This is a genomic window from Marinobacterium sp. xm-g-59, assembly GCF_013283315.1.
In the GTDB taxonomy this organism is placed as follows: Bacteria; Pseudomonadota; Gammaproteobacteria; order Pseudomonadales; family Balneatricaceae; genus Marinobacterium_E.
In genome coordinates, this window is the sequence record NZ_WBYR01000006.1 from 25993 (window position 1) to 45013 (window position 19021).

Below are 19021 nucleotides of genomic sequence, written 5' to 3' on the forward strand. Positions count from 1 at the left end.
AACAAGCTAAACTTGTTACCACTGCTCTTCTTCAGCCGGCAGATAGCGCTCATGCGGAATATCTAAACGGCTTAAAATCTTTCTCAGCTCCTTCTCTTGGAGCCTTACCTCTAACCTAATACGACCCTCATCGGTAAACTGTTCATCGACCACCGCGTTTTGTGCAAACAACATGGCTCTGAACTGCCCCTGATTATGATCAAGCTCCACAATCTCGTGGAACATATCATTGGCCAGACGCTCGCGCAGCGCTTGAACAAGAAGATCAGTACCTACACCGGTTCTAGCCGATAACCAAACCCGAACAGGCACGCCTTGATCATCTCGATCGATACGAGGCTCTACACCCTCGAGTCCATCAATTTTATTGTAGACCTCCAGTGTAGGAACTTCATCCGCTCCTATCTCGTGTAACACATTATTAACTTGTGCAATGTGCTCACGACGCTCTTCATCTACCGCATCAATGACATGAAGAAGCAGTGTAGCTTCAACCGTCTCTTGAAGGGTCGCACGAAAGGACTCTACTAGTTTATGGGGGAGGTCTCGGATAAATCCAACCGTGTCAGCCAAAATAACTGAACCAATATCACTTAGCTCTAGCTTTCTTAAGGTTGGATCGAGTGTCGCAAACAGCTGGTCGGCCGCATAGACGTCCGCTTCGGTAATTCGATTAAACAGTGTCGATTTACCTGCGTTGGTGTAACCAACCAGAGAGAGCGTCGGAATCTCTGCACGGGCACGTGCTCTACGGCCCTGTTCTCGCTGCTTACGAACCTTCTCTAGGCGACCGGTAATCGCTTTAATTCTGGCGCGCAGTAAGCGTCGGTCGGTTTCAAGCTGGGTTTCACCAGGGCCACGCAGACCGATACCACCCTTTTGACGCTCAAGGTGGGTCCAACCTCTGATTAGGCGAGTCGACATATGTTCAAGCTGAGCCAACTCAACCTGCAGCTTACCCTCATGGGTTCGAGCGCGTTGCGCGAAAATATCAAGAATCAGGCCTGTACGATCAAGCACTCGACACTCAATTTCACGTTCGATATTTCGTTCTTGGCCGGGGGTTAGAGAATGATCAAAGATAACCAGCTTGGCATCATGCAGGCGCACGAGCTCTGCAAGCTCTTCAACCTTACCTTTGCCTAAAAAGAATTTTGAACTGGGTTCGGAGCGAGTCCCGAAGAGATACTCAACGGGATCAGCACCGGCAGAGAGAGCCAGCTCTTCTAGTTCTCTAGGATTGTCATTCGCATTAGGTCCAGGAAAATCAATGTGGACGAGAATCGCTGTCTCGCCCGATTCGGGACGATCGAAAAACAATTAGAAACCTCAGTCAGCTGGCTTTTCGTCAACCTGAGGTAGTTTTACAGGACGAGATGGAACCACTGTCGAAACAGCGTGTTTGTAAACCATCTGGCTAACGGTGTTTTTAAGCAGAATGACAAATTGATCGAAAGACTCAATTTGGCCTTGTAGCTTGATGCCGTTTACTAGGAAGATTGATACTGGAACGCGCTCTTTGCGCAAAACGTTCAAGTAAGGGTCTTGTAGGGTTTGCCCTTTTTACATAGTCATCACCTTTAGAGTAATCGTTATTAAGACTCTACGACCGCCGCCCAATATTTCAGGCTCGAGACAATCCTCGATACAGCCATTACGTAGAGAGAAAATGATATTAGATTCGTGGAATCAATGCCAAAGTTTTCTTAAAAAGATTTTCACCAAAGGGATCAATCACCTCTGCACCCTGCCAGCTGCGCAACCATGTCATCTGACGTTTAGCTAGCTGACGTGTCGCTACCACTCCTTTATGGTGCATCTCTTGCCAATCCAACTCACCCTCCAAATACTGCCACATTTGGCGATAACCAACACAACGCATTGAAGGCAGATTCAGATTCAGATCCCCACGCTGACGAAGCCTAACCACTTCCGCCTCAAAGCCTTGCTCCAACATCAGCTTGAAACGCAGCTCAATACGCTGATGCAGTTGAGCGCGATCTTCTGGCATTAACGCGACGGGAATGAGGTTCCACGGCAACTCTAGGGCTTTCTGTTCCTGCCAGTGGCTATCAATACTTCGGCCTGTCATCAGAAAGACTTCCAATGCACGCTGGATTCGCTGTTGATCGTTGGGCCCCAAACGCTCACCCGAAGCCGGATCTAACTGAGCTAAGCGAGCGTGAACGGCCGGCCAACCCTCCTGCTCAGCCTGAGCCTCAATCTCCGCTCTGATCTCTGCATTGGCTTCGGGGAGTTTTGCCAACCCTTCTGCCAACGCCTTAAAGTAGAGAATGCTCCCCCCCACAAGAACAGGCAACTTGCCCTGCGCGTGTGCTTGATCGATTAATTGACGTGCATCCTCAGCAAAGTCTGAGGCTGAATAGACCTCTGTTGCATCTAAAATATCCACCAACGCATGCGGGTACTTTTCCAATGTCTCGCGATCAGGTTTGGCCGTACCAATATCCATCTCTCGGTATATAAGAGCACTATCAACACTGATAATCTCAACGTCCATATGATCAAACAGATTAAGGGCAAGGTCCGTTTTGCCTGAGGCTGTTGGCCCCATCAAAAAGAGTACTGGCAACTTTTCGGCCACTACTGCCCCCTTAGGAAGAGCTTATCCAGCTCATTCATGGTCATCTGCACATAGGTAGGACGGCCGTGGTTGCACTGACCACTTCGTTCAGTCGCTTCCATATCACGCAATAGAGCATTCATCTCTGGTAGCGTAAGCTGGCGGTTGGCCCGAACCGAGCCATGGCATGCCATGGTCGCCAACAGCTCATTAATGCTCTCTTCAATACGGCTGCTACTGCCATAAACCTTCATATCGGATAGAACATCACGAACCAAGAGCGAAACATCCGATCGAGCCAGTGCAACAGGCACTTCACGAATCACAACAGACTCTTGGCCCATTCGCTCAACAGAGAAGCCTAACTTAGCAAACACCTCGGAGCGCTCTTCAGCAATATCCACTTCGGCTTCACTTAAATTCAGAGTAACCGGAACCAATAGCGGCTGACTGCGCAATCCATCAGATTCCCATGCACTCTTCATTCGCTCGTAAACAATACGTTCATGCGCGGCGTGCATATCGACCAAGATGAGTCCTTCTGCAGTTTGGGACAAAATGTAGATGCCATGCAGTTGCGCCAATGCAAAACCCATTGGGGGAATATCTTGAGTCTCTGACGACGGGTTCAATGAACCATCCTGATTCAGTGTAGAGGTAGGATGAAGAGCCCCATAACCGGCTAGCTGCTGCTTCACCTCACCGGCTGATGGCGTTGCAGGTCGAACGTAATTAGAGAAGTTAATCCCTGAAGTGCTACTACCTAGCCCAGTACCTGAACCGGTTGACTGAAGTGAGATGCGCTGCTGATCAAACTGCTGCTGAATCGGTTGAGCCTGCCCCTGCAAAAGGGATGACACAGAGGTATCGCTGTTCTGTTCACCGGGACGCGTTTCCGCGATCACCCGGTGAATGGTACGGAATATGAAATCGTGAACTAAGCGCCCTTCTCGGAATCGAACTTCATGTTTGGTTGGGTGTACGTTGACATCAACCAGCGCCGGATCGAGCTCTAGATAGAGAACATAACAAGGGTGTCGACCGTTATAGAGAACGTCTGCATAGGCTTGGCGAATAGCATGAGTCACCAGTTTGTCACGAATGATACGTCCATTAACAAAGAAATATTGCTGATCAGCTTGCGAGCGTGAATAGGTTGGCAAACCGATCCAACCCCACAATCTGAGACCTGAAGCTTCTGCACTGATGTCTAAGCTGAGTGCATTATCAATAAAGCCAGATCCTAACAGTGAGGCTATACGGCGCTCTCGCATCTGCTCACTGTTGGCCGGCTTCAGTTGATGCACCACACGGTTGTTATTGCTGAGCTGAAACTGAAGATCGAAACGACTCAATGCTAGACGTTTAACCACCTCTTCAAGGTGTCGATACTCAGTATTCTCTGTCTTCAAAAATTTACGGCGCGCAGGGGTATTAAAGAACAGGTCGCGCATCTCAACGGTTGTCCCTTGCGGATGAGCTGCAGGTGATACCTCAGCGACCATGTCCCGCCCCTCCGCCTTGACCTGCCAGGCGCTATTATCATCGACTGAGCGCGACGTGAGAGTTAAACGAGAGACCGAACTGATACTGGCCAGTGCCTCACCGCGAAAGCCGAGGCTTGCCACCGCTTCAAGATCCTCAAGCGCTGTGATCTTTGAAGTCGCATGACGACTCAACGCCAGTGGCAGATCCTCTTTATCGATCCCCTTACCATCATCACGAATACGGATCAGCTTCACACCGCCCTGTTCAACCTCGACCGAGATCTTTTCTGCACCCGCATCGATGGCATTTTCCAAAACCTCCTTGACGACGGATGCGGGGCGTTCTACCACTTCACCGGCAGCGATCTGGTTGGCTAACTGCGGCGATAAAAGATGTATTCGACTGCTCATATTAACCTGCAGGTATCTTTAGAACCTGACCTACTCTAATACGATCAGACTTCAAATTATTATAACGACGCAGTGCGTCCAAACTGACGCCATTACGCTCGGCAATCATTGAGAGACTGTCACCCGGAACCACTTTATGGCTACGATTAATATCCTTAGGCATTTTCCCCTGAGCCTTCAAAGAGGCGACAAGCGTAGCCGCGGGCGGGCGCTTCCAAAAATGACTAATAATGCCGTCCGCAATCGCTTTCGCCATCCGCTTTTGGTACTTAGGATCACGAAGCTTTTTAGCCTCTTGTGAATTCGAAATGAAGCCCGTTTCAACAAGAATGGAGGGGATGTCAGGAGATTTAAGCACCACAAACCCCGCTTTCTCCACGTAGCTTTTGTGCATTTTGGCAAAGCGCGCGATGTTCTGATGAACCGCTAGCGCCACCTCTGAGCTACTGGTACGCGCATAGGTCATCGACATATCCAGCAGCACACTGGCGAGCGTCTCATCTTTATCTTCAAGACTGACACTACCGACACCGCCGATTAAATCAGCTGCGTTCTCTTTTTTCGCCAGCCAACGACCCATCTCACTGGTGGCACCGCGGTTTGAAAGAACCCAGACAGAGGCTCCACGTGCCCGCTTATTTTGTGCGGCGTCTGCATGAATCGATACAAACAGGTCGGCATTTTTTTGGCGCGCTTTCTTGGTACGATCACGAAGGCGGATAAAGTAATCACCGGTTCGTGTTAGCTCAGCACGAAAGCCCGGCTGCTGATCAATCAGCTTTTTAACCTCTTTGGTGATGGCGAGAACAACCTGCTTCTCTTTAAGGCGTCCGGGGCCAAGCGCACCCGGATCTTCGCCACCATGCCCCGCATCTAATACAACAACAATTTCGCGCTGTCCTATAGGCAGTGTCACAGGCTTAGGCGGCGCAGTGGGTTTTAATTGCGCTCCACCTTGATGTGCCAGGTCGATTACCAATCGATCCCCATACTTCTCATTTGGCGCTAACGTAAAACTCGAGGGTTTCACCGGTTGCGATAGATCTAGAACGATACGCAACTTATCACTCTGTTCACCGGTTCGAATGCGACTGATAGGACTTCCCGTCAAATCAACGGTACTAAAATTGGATTTCGCTCGACCCTTGGGTATATCAATAACAATTCGATCCGGATTATCGAGGGTAAACAGGGAGTGTTCGGTGGAGCTATCCAGATCAAAGACCAATCGAGTGCTGTCAGGCGACTGCCACAAGCGCAAACTATCAACCGAAGCAGCCCAAGAGAGCAGAGGAAGCACTAACAGAGCGCAACCAAAGAAGAGTCTCTTAAACTGATTCAACGCTGATTGATTCCTTAATAACATCATTAAGCCTTAACAGACCTCAACTCTTGGAGTCTCTGCACAATGGATTGACCTAACTCGGTGCGAGCGTAGATTGTTATTTTACGTCCCAATGCTTCGGGTTCAAGGAAGAGATCTAGATCAGCTGCCGGCAAGAAACCTTCGCCCTTCTCTGACCACTCCACCAAACAGAGCGAACTGTTCTCAAAATAGTCGCGAATCCCCATATACTCGAGCTCTTCAGGATCACCCAAGCGGTAAAGGTCGAAGTGATAGACCCTACGATCATCAAACTCATAAGGTTCTACCAACGTGTAGGTAGGACTCTTCACTGCGCCTTGATGGCCTAACGACTGAATTACACCACGTGCGAGGGTCGTCTTACCCATGCCAAGGTTGCCATGCAGAAAGAGGACCCCCGAACTCATTGCACGGGAAATCAATGCACCAGCAGCGATTGTTTCAGCCTCATCTGCAAGAGACCATGAGATCGATTGTGTCACGAATTCATTACCCTAATAAACTTCTGATATGAGGAAGAAGGTCTGTCGCAATCAACCCTCTTTCACCCTCGGCACTGGCCATATCACCCGCTTTAGCATGGAGCCAAACACCTATCTGCGCAGAATCTAACAGAGAGTAGCCCTGCGCCAAAAACGTTGCGATGATACCAGAAAGCAGATCCCCCATCCCAGCCGTTGCCATACCTGGATTGCCTAGGTTGCAGATAAAGGCTTTATGACCATTGCAGACAATGCTGCCGGCACCTTTTAACACGATGACACCACCCAACTGGCTCTGAAGCGCAAATGCACTCCCGACAGGGTCAGACTGGACTTCTGCTATAGAACAGCCCAACAATCTAGCAGCCTCACCGGGGTGTGGCGTAAAGACAGCATGAGGATGAAAACCAACTTTATTCTGTGCAATAAGGTTCAGTGCATCCGCATCCACCACAGTCGGTTTATCTAAAGAGTTGACCCTTTCTAAACAGCTGAGAGCCCAATCGCTCTGTCCCAAACCTGGCCCTATCGCGATGGCATCCATGGATTGAATCATCGACTCAAAGGCCGCAATGTCACTGGCTAAACGCACCATCACCTCTGGCGTACGAGAGAGCATCGCTGTGACCGCCGATTCACTATTGGTCAGTAGCGTGACCCGCCCCGCCCCTGTTCTGAGCGCAGCTTCACTCGATAGCATCGGTGCTCCGCCAAACCCAAAATCACCGCCAATTACTACGAGGGACCCTTGACTGCCTTTGTGCGCAGCGCGATTCAGTGGAGCCATTTGGCTCAATGGTTCAGAGATCAATTGACTCTGTGACTCTGGGAAGAGCTCTGCTGGCACGCCCAAGCTATCCACCATCACACGACCAACATAGTCACGCGCTTGATTGATAAACATCCCCTGCTTGGGAGCGATAAAGGTCAAGGTCGCATCGGCCTTAACGGCAGAACCCAAGACAGATCCAGTATCAGCCGACAGGCCTGATGGGATATCCAAAGAAAACACAGGCCTTTGCTGCCGGTTAATCCAATGAATAACAGCAGCTGAGTCTGAGCGAACCTCGCCATTTAGACCGATCCCTAGCAGAGCATCAACGATGAGATCTGACTCATCAGTAAGAGCACTATCAAAAGGGTGTTTTGGAAGGTCATCAGGCAGGTCATTCCACGCCTCCAGAGCTTCACCGGTTAGCTGAACTTCAAAATCAGTGCTCGCCAGAGTGATTGTCACAGCGTGACCTGACTTAAACAGCAGTTTGGCTAACGCCAGTCCATCTCCACCATTATTGCCGGCACCACATACAAGATTAAACGAGCTGGCCTTCGGATAGAGTCGTGTGATCCAGTGTTGCGCCGATCGTGCAGCACGACACATCAATTGATAACCTGGTATCGGCATAGACTCAATGGCCAAGCGATCAATCACTTTGCATTGAGCGGCAGTAAAGAGCGAAGAGCCAATTGGGGACTCATTCATTCGAAGCACTCCTGATGCTGACTTAATTAACGTATAGTAACACCTCATCATGAAAACAAACTGATAATGACTCGCGTGCACAAGATCGAACTGTCCAATATTGCTGAAGGTTTAAAAGAGAGAGCGAAGCAGCTTGGTTTTCAGCAGTGTGCAATCACCCTGCCAGATCTACACCATGAAGCGAGCCACCTACGTTGCTGGCTGGATAAGCACTACCAGGGTGAAATGGGGTTTCTTGCCGAGCATTTCGAAAAACGAATCGACCCAACCCTGCTGGTTGAAGGCACTCAGCGCGTTGTTCTACTGCGTATGGACTACCTTCCTGCCGATGTCAGCCTGTTCAAAACGTTGACCAATGCCGACAAGGGTTACATAGCACGTTACGCATTGGGGCGTGATTATCACAAGTTGATTCGAAAACGCATTAAACAGCTAGGACAGTGGTTAGAGGAACAGTGCCAAACCTCTATTAACTTCCGCCCTTTTGTAGACAGTGCCCCAATCTTAGAGCGCCCTCTTGCGCGTGACGCGGGGTTGGGCTGGATCGGCAAAAACACACTGCTACTCAATCAAACTGCAGGGTCTTGGTTTTTTTTAGGCTCACTATTTACCGATGTCGAGCTGCCCATCGACCCACCCGAAACGGCTTCACACTGCGGTTCATGCACCGCTTGTTTGGATGTTTGTCCCACCAATGCATTCCCCAAACCCTATGAATTGGATGCCCGACGATGCATCTCCTATTTGACCATAGAGTACTCTGGAAGCATTCCCCTAGAGTTACGCCCGCTGATGGGCAATCGCATCTTTGGCTGTGACGATTGCCAACTGGTCTGCCCGTGGAACCGTTTTGCTCAGCACACCCAAGAGGGTGATTTCTCGCCACGCCATCAACTCGACGATATCGATCTGATTGAGCTGTTTCAGTGGAGCGAAGAGACGTTTTTGCAAAAAACTGAAGGGTCAGCCATTCGCAGAACGGGCTACCAGGGATTTAAACGAAACATTGCGGTAGCCCTAGGCAACAGTAAGGGTGGTGACAGAGTCATTGAGCTGCTTGAAGCTTGTTTAGCCTCTAACGAGAGCGCGCTAATAAAAGAGCACGCTCAATGGGCGGTTGAGCATTTAAGAAATCGAACGGCCGATGCGAACGCACTGAAAATTATCGATTTCCCACTTGCTCAGCGCTTGGACCCCCAAAACTGATCAATATGCCCGAATGAGTTCAGGACTGTCATTAATGAGTTCAGGACTGTCATTAATGAGTTCAGGACTGTCATTTAAACCTGTAAAAAGTGCTCTCGATAGACTTTTAACTCTTCAATGGAGTCACGAATATCATCCAGGGCTAAATGAGCCCCCTTTTTAACCACCTTGTCGGTCACATCAGGGCGCCAGCGGCGTGCTAGCTCCTTCAAAGTGCTGACATCCAGATTACGGTAGTGGAAGAAGGCTTCTAGCTCAGGCATGTAGCGATGCAAAAACTTACGATCTTGATGGATAGAGTTTCCACAAATTGGGGAAGCCCCCTGATCGACATGCTCTTTCAAAAACGCCAACATCTGCTGTTCTGCTTCGGACTCACTGGTACGGCTCTGTTTAACTCGCTCAGTCAAACCTGAGCCACCATGCTGCTTGGTATTCCACTCATCCATGGCATCAAGCAGTGCATCGGATTGATGAACGGTAATCACAGGACCTTCGGCAAGAGTGTTCAATTCAGAGTCGGTCACAATCGCAGCCATCTCAATGATGCGCTCACGCTCGACATCCAGACCCGTCATCTCTAGATCGATCCAGATAAGATTATCTTGTCGTGACATGCCAAAGCTCCCTTTAAAGTGTCTAATCTTTTATGAACAAAGTATGATGCACAGTATACCGACTAACACAGCGATTTAGCAGAGATTGAATGGCGCAACGTAAAGTTAATCGCCGCCAGGCATGGCGTATTAAGAAGATTCAAGAAGAGCGTGCCGCTCGAGCCAATAAACGTGACACTCAAATCGACTCACAACTCGAAGGGGGCGATTTAGGTGCCGAACAGCGTGGCCTGATCATCTCGCACTACGGAAAACAGGTCGATATTGAAGCCTTAGATGGCGATCGTCGCGGTGAAATCATTCGCTGCCATATGCGTACCCACCTAGGGCAATTGGTGACCGGGGATAGAGTGATCTGGCGTCCCTCCCCCGATGCGGGTGTGGTCGTCGCTGTTGAGGATCGCCACTCTGAACTTAAGCGCCCAAACAATCATGGTGAGTTGAAGCCAGTCGCAGCCAACATCGATGCAATATTAATAGTCATCGCCGTCGAACCCCATGCGCACGCCAACCTGATTGATCGTTACTTAGTTGCCTCTGAACTCTCTGGCATAGAGCCTATTATTGTCTTAAATAAGACCGATCTACTCGATGACAAGCATCGTGAACGATTGATACCTCTTCTGGATAGCTATGCCGAAATTGGCTACCGCACCATCTATGCATCCACAGAGAACTCCAACGGCTTAGATGAGCTGCACGAGTTCTTAAAAGATCGCACGACCGTCTTTGTTGGACAGTCTGGTGTGGGTAAATCGTCGCTGGTCAATGCGCTACTGCCTGGCGTTGATCTGAAAGTGGGCGCCCTATCTGAGTCGAATCGAACCGGGAAACATACAACGACCACTGCTCGTCTATTCCACATACCCGAAGGGGGCGATCTCATCGACTCTCCTGGCATCCGTGAATTTGGTCTATGGCACATTGATCCTAACGATCTGATTGACGGATTTAAGGAGTTTCGCCAGGTCACTGGCCACTGCAAGTTCAGAGACTGTAAGCACGAACAGGAACCTGGCTGTGCCTTCTATGATGCGATCGATATGGGCGTCATCAGCGAGCAGCGTTTTTTCAGTTATAAACAGATTTTGGACTCCATGTTGGAGTCTGACTTCACGGTTCGATAGTGAAAAAGCCCTAGCTCAGGTATCATCTCTACTCAATTTAAAGAATCACTCAGGCGGAGTTTTTAGTGAAAGATAAACTGTTCATTCTGTTTCAATACATCGTGCCACAGCACTTGTTATCACGTGCCATTGGTCGCCTAGCTGAGTGCACAAATAGTCGTATTAAGAACTGGATTATTCAACGATTTATTAAACAGTTTAACGTCGATATGAGTGAAGCAGAGCGCCAGCAACCGGAACAGTTCATCAACTTCAATGACTTCTTCACTCGCGCACTTAAAGAGGGAGCTAGACCGATCGCTGAGGGCGAGGATGTCGTAGTTTCACCGGCTGACGGGGCAATCTCAGAGATGGGTACCCTTCAATATGGGCGTATTTTGCAAGCAAAGGGACATAGTTACAGCGCTGTTTCTCTGCTGGGTGGTTGTACCGAGCGAGCAAAACCCTTCATCAATGGCGAGTTCGCGACCATCTACCTATCACCAAAAGATTACCACCGCGTACACATGCCAGTAGCCGGTGCACTTAAAGAGGCCTACTACGTTCCTGGTGATCTTTTCTCGGTCAACCAAACCACAGCCAACAATGTTGACAGCCTGTTTGCTCGTAATGAACGCCTAGTCTGTCTATTTGAGACAGAGCGAGGCCCAATGGCGATGGTACTCGTCGGCGCAATGATTGTTGCCGGTATAGAGACCGTCTGGAGTGGCCAGGTAGCCCCTCTCAAAAAAGAGGCTATGAAACTGTTTAGCACAGAAGCTGACGCCCCTCTTCTACTGGAGAAAGGTGCAGAAATGGGCCGATTCAAACTCGGTTCAACGGTGATCCTTCTCTACCCTGAAGGCGTAATCAATTGGCGCGACCATCTAGCGGCCGGCGCACCGGTCAAGATGGGTGAAGTCATTGCCCATCAAACAGAGTCTTAAGTGATACCACAACCCTTTTTAGTGAGCTGAGCTATGAACATTGCGATAACGGATGCCAAACTGTTCTCCGTCGAAGGCGTTGATGCAGCCTCTTTTTTACAAGGCCAGCTAACCGCCGATGTGGCTGCACTTAACATCGGTGAGCACCTCATCGCCGCACACTGCTCAATTAAGGGAAGCATGGTTGGGCTTTTCAGAGTCATGCGCATCAGTGACGAATGTTTTTGGCTGCGGGTCCATCAAGAGATCGCCGAGAGCGCCTTTAACAACCTAAAGAAATACAGCATCTTTTCCAAGGTGCAGCTTAATTTCATAGATAGCGCCAATGGGTTTTGCCTATCGAGCGACTATTTAGAGCCTGTTAAAAGTTCTGAAAGTGACCGATCCTTTGCGGCTCAAATCGATGCCGAGCACGTTGAGTTCTGGACCACCGATCTTGAAGTACAAAATAGATTGGCCAAGGATGCTACCGGCTCATTAGAGGATTGGTATGAGATCAATGTCCGCGCTGGCATCTTCGATTTAAGAGAGGCCACCCAAGAGACATTCATTCCTCAGATGTGTAATTTACAAGCCATTGATGGCGTCAGCTTCAGTAAGGGGTGTTACACCGGTCAGGAGATAGTAACCCGTCTACAGCATCGCGGTATTTTGAAAAAAGCGATGTACGGGTTCACGCTACCGCAGGGCCATTCCATCAGCATTGGGGAGCCACTGTTTAATGCTGACCAAGTTGAGGTCGGCAGCGTAGTACTGACTAGCTCAACTGATCAAACCTCTCTACTTGCTGTCATTCAACAGTCAGAAAAAGAGGGTGCGATTTTTACAGAGAGTGGCGCAGCCCTAAACGCTTTGGAACTACCTTACACCTTAGATCCCAAGCTATTTGAATCCAAGCGTTAGCCATCAACCGAACAGATCTGCTTGTCCTATCACCGGCAGCTCCCAGTTGATCTCAGAAAACCCCTTCTCAGCGAGCCAACTGTTGGCTTTAGAAAACGGCTGACTACCAAAAAAGCCTCGGTGTGCTGATAGTGGCGAAGGGTGAGGTGATTGAATCACCAGATGCTTTGCCTGATCGATCATGCTCGTCTTTTTCTGAGCATAGCTTCCCCAGAGGATAAACACCGTGCCCATGGAGTGTTCGTTAACCTGCTGAATGATACGATCGGTGACACTCTCCCAACCCTTGCCTTGGTGTGCATTGGCGTTGCTATCCTCTACCGTAAGGACCGCATTGAGTAAAAGGACTCCCTGCTCTGCCCAGGCTTCAAGAAAACCATGTTCTGGGGCAGCGATCCCTAAATCACTACTCAACTCTTTGTAGATATTCCTCAGCGATGGTGGCACTTGAATACCAGGTAAGACAGAGAAACTTAAACCATGCGCCTGGCCTGCCTGATGATAAGGGTCTTGGCCAAGAATGACGACGCGTGTCGACTCTAGCGGGGTCAACTCCAAAGCACGAAACCACTGATCTTGAGGTGGGTATATTGTGACACCCTCAGCTGTTCGTTGATCCAGAAACGCCATAAGAGATTGATAGCTTGGTGTCTCGGATATCTCTTTCAGCAGCTGCTGCCAACCCTTAGAAAGCATCGGCACCTACCTTGAATGCGACTGATTAAAGCTAAGTTCGGCTGAGCTTTTTATGACTCGCCCGAAAAAGGGTGAGTAGTATCGAACCTTGCCAGGCGCATGTGAGAAGTAGCCTGAGATAATGACGATCAGACAGAACAGCACCGTTGTCAGGTGAGGAGCGTTCATCGCTAACAACAGTAGAAAAATTTTAGTAATGACTGCCAAACCCCGCAGTTGAATCAACCAAATTGCATCAACGTAGAGTTCGACCAGTAGCATTAAGGAGCCAGTCGTCAGCGCCAGTATGGCATAGGGCCGCCAAAGCGATTCGGGTAAGTCGTACAAGAAAAAGCCCGCAAAACCTGCAATCCCAAAAAGGTGCAGAGTTCGCAGGCTTATACTGAGATAGCGCTTCGCTGTGAAGTCACGTTTCTGTTTGGGAAACAGCCTCGACAACACAGCAAAACCCTTCTGTACGCTTAATTGCGCTTAAGCGCGTGGACGCATTGCAGGGAATAGAATGACGTCACGAATCGATGGTGAGTCAGTCAGTAGCATCACCAAACGGTCAATACCGATCCCTTCACCTGCTGTTGGTGGCAGTCCATACTCAAGTGCCGCAACGAAATCAGCGTCAAAGTGCATCGCCTCATCATCGCCTGCATCTTTCTCAGCGACCTGTTTGCGGAAACGTTCAGCTTGATCTTCAGCGTCATTCAACTCCGAGAAGCCATTTGCTAGCTCACGACCCGCGACGAAGAACTCGAATCGATCGGTCACAAATGGGTTGTCGTCACTTCGACGAGCGAGAGGAGAGACCTCGGTAGGGTATTCTGTAATGAAGGTTGGTTGCTGCAGAAGGTGTTCAACGGTCTCTTCAAAAATCTCAATCTGGATTTTACCCAGACCCCAGCTATCTTTTACGTCGATGTCCAGACGCTCGGCAATCTGACGAGCGGCATGTTCATTCGCCAATGCTTCCGCTGTGATATCAGGGTTGTACTGCAGAATGGCATCAAATACTGACAATCGGGTAAACGGCTTAGCAAGGTCGTACTCAAACGTCTCTAGCACCTCACCCTCTTCATTACGAACCGTATTGATGATGGTTGTTGTGCCTAGCACCTGCTGTGCAACGGTACGAAGCATCTCTTCCGTTAGGTCCATTAGATCTTTGTAATCAGCATACGCCTGATAGAACTCGATCATGGTGAACTCTGGGTTGTGACGTGTTGAGAGACCCTCATTACGGAAGTTACGGTTGATCTCAAATACGCGCTCGAAACCACCGACAACCAGGCGTTTCAGGTAGAGCTCTGGCGCGATGCGAAGATACATATCGATATCAAGTGCGTTGTGGTGTGTCACAAAAGGACGAGCCGATGCACCACCAGGAATCGCCTGAAGCATTGGCGTTTCCGCTTCAAGGAAACGGCGCTCACTTAAGAACTGACGAATCGCGGCAATCACCTTAAAACGCGTCTCAAACACATCACGTGATTCAGGGTTAGTAATCAGATCAACATAACGCTGACGGTAGCGCATTTCAGTATCTTGAAGCCCTTTGTGTTTATCTGGCAGTGGGCGCAAGCTCTTTGTCAGCAACTGGTACTCTGCCATATCAACGTAGAGATCACCTTTACCTGACTTGTGCAATTCACCGCTAATGCCGACGATATCACCAAGGTCTAGCTGCTTAGCAAAGCTACGAGCCTCTTTGTTAACGTACGCCTGGATGCGGCCAGACATATCTTGGATCACCATGAACGCGCCACGGTTGAGCATCACTCGACCGGCAATAGAGACCTTAATGCCTGCAGCTTCTAGCTCCTCTTTGCTCTTCTCACCGTGTTCAGACTGCAGATCCTCTGCGTAGCTGTCGCGACGAAAAGTGTTAGGGAAGGCTTGGCCCTGCTCACGCAGTGCAGAGAGTTTTTCACGGCGCTCTGCAATCAAGCGGTTTTCATCAAGCTGTGTGTTATCAGACATGGTGTCTATTTCCTGTGTTAACTTTTAGAGACCAGCTTTTAAGCTAGCTTCAATAAACATATCCAGATCGCCGTCGAGCACGCGATCACAATTCGACGATTGAACGCCAGTGCGAAGATCTTTGATACGCTGATCATCCAGTACGTAACTGCGAATCTGACTACCCCAACCGATATCGGCTTTAGTATCTTCAACCTCTTGGGCAGCCTCACGACGTTTCAGCATCTCCATTTCGTAAAGCTTGGAGCGTAACTGCTTCATACAGTTATCTTTGTTCTGGTGCTGCGAACGCTGCGACTGACTCTGTACAACAATTCCAGATGGACCGTGGGTAATACGGACCGCCGACTCAGTTCGGTTGACGTGCTGACCGCCTGCACCGGATGCACGATAGACATCGACACGAAGATCCGCTGGATTAATGTCGATCTCAACATTGTCGTCGATCTCAGGAGAGACGAAGACAGATGAGAAAGAGGTATGGCGGCGACCACCAGAGTCAAATGGGCTCTTACGAACGAGACGGTGAACACCCGTTTCTGTTCTTAGCCAACCGAAGGCGTACTCACCCTCAAAACGAATCGTTGCAGATTTAATACCGGCCACGTCACCGTCAGACACTTCCATCAACTCGGTTTTAAAGCCTTTGCTCTCACCCCAACGAAGGAACATTCGAAGCATCATATTGGCCCAATCCTGAGCCTCGGTACCACCCGAGCCCGCCTGAATATCTAAAAAAGCGTTACTTGAATCCGCTTCACCCGAGAACATACGGCGAAACTCAAGTTGCGATAACATGCCGCCTAGACGCTCAACTTCACTGCGAACCTCTTCAACGGTATCTTCGTCATCCTCTTCAACTGCCATCTCCAGCAGTTCAAGGCAATCAGCAGTCCCCTCAGTCAGCTCATCGATGGTCTTAATCACAGACTCAAGGCTCGATCGTTCGCGACCTAGCTTTTGTGCATGCTCTTGATCATTCCAAATATTGGGATCTTCAAGCTCACGCTCAACCTCTTCAAAGCGCTCAAGCTTCTCGTCATATTCGAGATAGCCACGCAACTCTTTAGTGCGTTCGGCATACTCTTTAAGGCTGTTAACAATCGGATTAATTTCCATAGTCGAGCAAATGTCCAAAAGGTCTTAAAAAAGGGGGCACATTTTACAGGATTTATCCTCACCTTTAAATCACCGTCTCGGCCTTTATTTCAACGTTTTTCATGCACCTCTATTGAGATAACGGACAAGCTAGTCCATCGTATGGGAATGACAAATTTTATCGATTTAACAGGCACCCTATATGGCTACCTAGCGGTACTCACCTTCCTTGTCGGGTACTATTTTGTGATCAGCGAAGACCGCACTCACCTAGCCAAATCCAAGCCGATGATGGTGGCCGCTGGTTTTATCTGGTTATTAGTCGGCCTTAGCTATTCCATCAATGGCCAACCAGAGCAAGCTGGCGCACTACTGGAACAGACCCTGCTTGAGTACGCAGAGCTTTTTCTGTTCCTGCTCAGCGCCATGACATTTATCCACGCCCTTGAGGAGCGCCACCTATTTTTGGCATTGCGTAGCTGGCTGATTGCTAGAGACTTTTCCCTAAGAACCGTGTTCTGGGTCACGGGTGGGTTGACCTTTGTCCTATCCCCCATTGCTGACAACCTCTCGACAGCGCTACTGATGGGCTCAGTAGTGATGGCTGTTGGCACCAGAACAGCGTCGTTCGTAGTGCTCGGCTTGATCAACGTGGTTATTGCCGCCAATGCAGGGGGCGTTTTCTCCCCCTTCGGCGATATTACTTCACTGATGGTTTGGCAGCAGGAGAAACTAAAATTCCTTGAATTTACCCATCTTATTGTTCCCGCACTGATCAGCTGGTTCGTGCCTGCTCTAGTGCTTAACCATTATCTTCCGACAGGCCCAGCGCAACTCCCGCATGAACAACAATCCATGAAGTCTGGAGCGATCGGCATGCTGATACTCTTTTTAGCCACGATAACGGCGTCAGTGTTAATCCATTCACTTCTGAAATTACCCCCGGTAATTGGAATGATGACGGGGCTAGGCGCGTTAAAGATTTATGGATACCTATTGTCAAAACAGGATCCTCTGTTGCAAGAGAGTGAATTGCGTGGACACCACATGGGTGCGATGACAAAACACCTCAAAGGGGATCACGGTGAAGTCGTCATGCGTTTTGATAATTTCCGAGTGGTTGAACGCGCCAGCTGGGATACATTAATGTTCTTCTATGGCGTTGTACTGAGCGTTGGTGGTTTAGCTGCCCTGGGCTATTTAGCCCTGATCTCAACGTCGCTTTACGGCAACTTTGGAGAGACCACCACCCATCTAATCATCGGCCTAAGCTCCTCATTGATCGATAACATACCCGTGATGTACGCCATTCTGAGCATGGATATGCCGATGTCGACTAACCAATGGCTATTGGCGACCCTCTGTATTGGCATTGGTGGCTCTCTGCTATCGATTGGCTCAGCGGCAGGTGTGGCTCTGATGGGCCAGGCGAATGGCATCTACACTTTCAGAGCCCACCTCAAATGGAGTTGGGCGATACTCCTTGGGTATGCACTATCAACCGGATACCATATAGTTTTTACATTGTGATTTTGTATTCATTAGCGAGCTTATCAACATGCAGAAAAAAATTGTCACCGTCTGGGATCTAAGCACTCGACTCTTTCACTGGCTTCTTGTCGTGCTATTTGGTTTGAGTTGGTTAAGTGCCGAGCTGGGTGGCAACTGGATGATCTGGCACACTCGCTTTGGATTTGTAGCTGCAGGCTTAATCACATTCCGCATTATTTGGGGAGTGATTGGCAGCGACTCCTCTCGATTCTCTCAGTTCGTAAAACGCCCAAGCAGCGTCATAGCCTACCTCAAGGGAGAGGGGCAAAGAGACTACAACACACACAACCCTGCTGGCGCACTCAGTGTTATCGCCCTATTAGGGTTAATATCACTGCAAGTGACGACGGGGCTGTTTAGTAACGATGACATTTTTATTGAAGGGCCATTAGCCTATCTAATCTCTTACGACGCTCAACTAGCGATGACGGAACTGCATGAGGCGATTTTTAATCTATTGATTTTGTTTGTCGCCCTGCATCTTGCTGCCATTATTTGGTATCAACGTTTCAAAGGTGAAAAACTGGTGCAAGCCATGCTGCATGGTAGAAAGGAGAGTGAAGAGGAAGCACCTAAGATTCGAGGCGGCATTCCTCTTTTTGTAGCAATCCTAGTAGGAGCGACTGTCAGCGCACTCCTATTTTGGATCTGATTAAAGGGTTAACGTTTCTCGCGGTAGTTGTCGTGACACCCTTTGCAGGATTTCGCGACAGCACCAAAGGCTGCTTTGGCACCCGCCAATTCACCACCAGATACGGCGACTAGCTTTTCAGCGGCTTCAGTCATAGTAACAAAGCGCTGATTGACATCATCTAAATTCTCCCAAAGCTCATCTTTAGCAGACGTCTCACCAAAATCAGAACCTTCGATAAACCCCTCAGCAGCAAGCGGCGCAACCGCTAAGAACGACTTAGCGTGATGAGCAAATTGCTCTGCATCATAATCAACCTTACCGCGAACCATGGCACCCATAGCACCAAAGTGCCAACCGTAGGCTTTAAAGATCCCTTGGCGATATTCAATAGCATCTTCCGCTCGATCAGCCTGTGCCAAAGGCGCAGCCAATAAAGCACAAGACAAAGTCGTTAAAACAACTTTCTTCAAAGACATAAT

General features: G+C 49.3%; 18 protein-coding genes and 1 pseudogene. 6 read left to right on the forward strand and 13 right to left on the reverse strand.

What is annotated here, in order from left to right:
* Positions 1 to 15 precede the first annotated feature (15 nt).
* The 7 genes and pseudogenes from hflX to XMG59_RS08225 all read right to left on the reverse strand — a co-directional run bounded on the left by hflX (position 16) and on the right by XMG59_RS08225 (position 7813).
* On the reverse strand, positions 16 to 1320 hold the full coding sequence (hflX, locus tag XMG59_RS08195) for a ribosome rescue GTPase HflX (protein ID WP_173483576.1): 1305 nt from the start codon (positions 1318 to 1320) through the stop codon (positions 16 to 18).
* A gap of 9 nt (positions 1321 to 1329) precedes the next feature.
* Positions 1330 to 1563: pseudogene (gene hfq, locus XMG59_RS08200) on the reverse strand (RNA chaperone Hfq); the annotation flags it as partial.
* A 112-nt stretch (positions 1564 to 1675) separates the two neighbouring features.
* A complete protein-coding gene (gene miaA / locus XMG59_RS08205) occupies positions 1676 to 2605 on the reverse strand; it encodes a tRNA (adenosine(37)-N6)-dimethylallyltransferase MiaA (RefSeq protein WP_371739797.1) in 930 nt (309 codons plus the stop codon).
* Complete coding sequence (gene mutL / locus XMG59_RS08210) at positions 2605 to 4482, reverse strand: DNA mismatch repair endonuclease MutL (protein ID WP_173483575.1); 1878 nt, start codon at positions 4480 to 4482, stop codon at positions 2605 to 2607. The genes miaA and mutL overlap by 1 nt, the downstream gene beginning before the upstream one ends.
* A 1-nt stretch (position 4483) precedes the next feature.
* Positions 4484 to 5824: an N-acetylmuramoyl-L-alanine amidase gene (locus XMG59_RS08215; RefSeq protein ID WP_254442794.1), complete on the reverse strand. Its 1341-nt coding sequence runs from the start codon at positions 5822 to 5824 to the stop codon at positions 4484 to 4486.
* A gap of 26 nt (positions 5825 to 5850) precedes the next feature.
* Entirely contained in the window at positions 5851 to 6330 is a 480-nt protein-coding gene (gene tsaE / locus XMG59_RS08220; RefSeq protein WP_173483573.1) for a tRNA (adenosine(37)-N6)-threonylcarbamoyltransferase complex ATPase subunit type 1 TsaE, read from the reverse strand.
* A gap of 7 nt (positions 6331 to 6337) precedes the next feature.
* Positions 6338 to 7813 (reverse strand): NAD(P)H-hydrate dehydratase, encoded by a 1476-nt coding sequence (locus XMG59_RS08225; protein WP_173498527.1) that lies wholly within the window; start codon positions 7811 to 7813, stop codon positions 6338 to 6340.
* 66 nt (positions 7814 to 7879) lie between these two features.
* Between XMG59_RS08225 and queG the strand changes: the two genes are divergently transcribed.
* Positions 7880 to 9019 carry a tRNA epoxyqueuosine(34) reductase QueG gene (queG, locus tag XMG59_RS08230; protein ID WP_173498528.1) on the forward strand — a complete coding sequence of 380 codons (1140 nt, stop codon included), beginning with the start codon at positions 7880 to 7882 and terminating at the stop codon, positions 9017 to 9019.
* A gap of 74 nt (positions 9020 to 9093) precedes the next feature.
* Here queG and orn read toward each other — a convergent pair whose 3' ends face one another.
* Entirely contained in the window at positions 9094 to 9636 is a 543-nt protein-coding gene (gene orn / locus XMG59_RS08235) for an oligoribonuclease (RefSeq protein WP_173498529.1), read from the reverse strand.
* Positions 9637 to 9725: 89 nt separating this feature from the next.
* Between orn and rsgA the strand changes: the two genes are divergently transcribed.
* From rsgA to XMG59_RS08250, 3 genes are all read left to right on the forward strand, one after another.
* The gene (gene rsgA, locus XMG59_RS08240) at positions 9726 to 10763 is read left to right on the forward strand and encodes a small ribosomal subunit biogenesis GTPase RsgA (protein ID WP_173483569.1); all 1038 of its coding nucleotides are present in this window, start codon (positions 9726 to 9728) and stop codon (positions 10761 to 10763) included.
* Between the two features lie 65 nt (positions 10764 to 10828).
* Positions 10829 to 11689 (forward strand): archaetidylserine decarboxylase, encoded by an 861-nt coding sequence (gene asd, locus XMG59_RS08245; protein WP_173498530.1) that lies wholly within the window; start codon positions 10829 to 10831, stop codon positions 11687 to 11689.
* Between the two features lie 33 nt (positions 11690 to 11722).
* Positions 11723 to 12592: a folate-binding protein YgfZ gene (locus XMG59_RS08250; protein WP_173480691.1), complete on the forward strand. Its 870-nt coding sequence runs from the start codon at positions 11723 to 11725 to the stop codon at positions 12590 to 12592.
* A 3-nt stretch (positions 12593 to 12595) separates the two neighbouring features.
* Here XMG59_RS08250 and ung read toward each other — a convergent pair whose 3' ends face one another.
* From ung to prfB, 4 genes are read right to left on the reverse strand one after another with little or no spacing between them, the layout of a single operon-like run.
* Positions 12596 to 13288 (reverse strand): uracil-DNA glycosylase, encoded by a 693-nt coding sequence (gene ung / locus XMG59_RS08255; protein WP_173498531.1) that lies wholly within the window; start codon positions 13286 to 13288, stop codon positions 12596 to 12598.
* A 6-nt stretch (positions 13289 to 13294) separates the two neighbouring features.
* Positions 13295 to 13729, reverse strand: coding sequence for a hypothetical protein (locus XMG59_RS08260; protein WP_173483568.1), 435 nt, complete (start codon positions 13727 to 13729; stop codon positions 13295 to 13297).
* A 30-nt stretch (positions 13730 to 13759) separates the two neighbouring features.
* Complete coding sequence (lysS, locus tag XMG59_RS08265; RefSeq protein WP_173483567.1) at positions 13760 to 15259, reverse strand: lysine--tRNA ligase; 1500 nt, start codon at positions 15257 to 15259, stop codon at positions 13760 to 13762.
* 24 nt (positions 15260 to 15283) lie between these two features.
* A complete protein-coding gene (prfB, locus tag XMG59_RS08270; protein ID WP_173480687.1) occupies positions 15284 to 16378 on the reverse strand; it encodes a peptide chain release factor 2 in 1095 nt (364 codons plus the stop codon).
* Between the two features lie 147 nt (positions 16379 to 16525).
* On the opposite strand from prfB, the gene nhaD reads away from it, so the two are divergent.
* Both nhaD and XMG59_RS08280 read left to right on the forward strand, forming a co-directional pair.
* Positions 16526 to 17887 carry a sodium:proton antiporter NhaD gene (gene nhaD, locus XMG59_RS08275; protein ID WP_254447093.1) on the forward strand — a complete coding sequence of 454 codons (1362 nt, stop codon included), beginning with the start codon at positions 16526 to 16528 and terminating at the stop codon, positions 17885 to 17887.
* 28 nt (positions 17888 to 17915) lie between these two features.
* A complete protein-coding gene (locus tag XMG59_RS08280; RefSeq protein ID WP_173498533.1) occupies positions 17916 to 18560 on the forward strand; it encodes a cytochrome b/b6 domain-containing protein in 645 nt (214 codons plus the stop codon).
* A gap of 8 nt (positions 18561 to 18568) precedes the next feature.
* Here the strand turns inward: XMG59_RS08280 and XMG59_RS08285 are convergent, their stop codons facing one another.
* A complete protein-coding gene (locus tag XMG59_RS08285) occupies positions 18569 to 19018 on the reverse strand; it encodes a cytochrome c (protein WP_173498534.1) in 450 nt (149 codons plus the stop codon).
* Between the last annotated feature and the right edge of the window lie 3 nt (positions 19019 to 19021).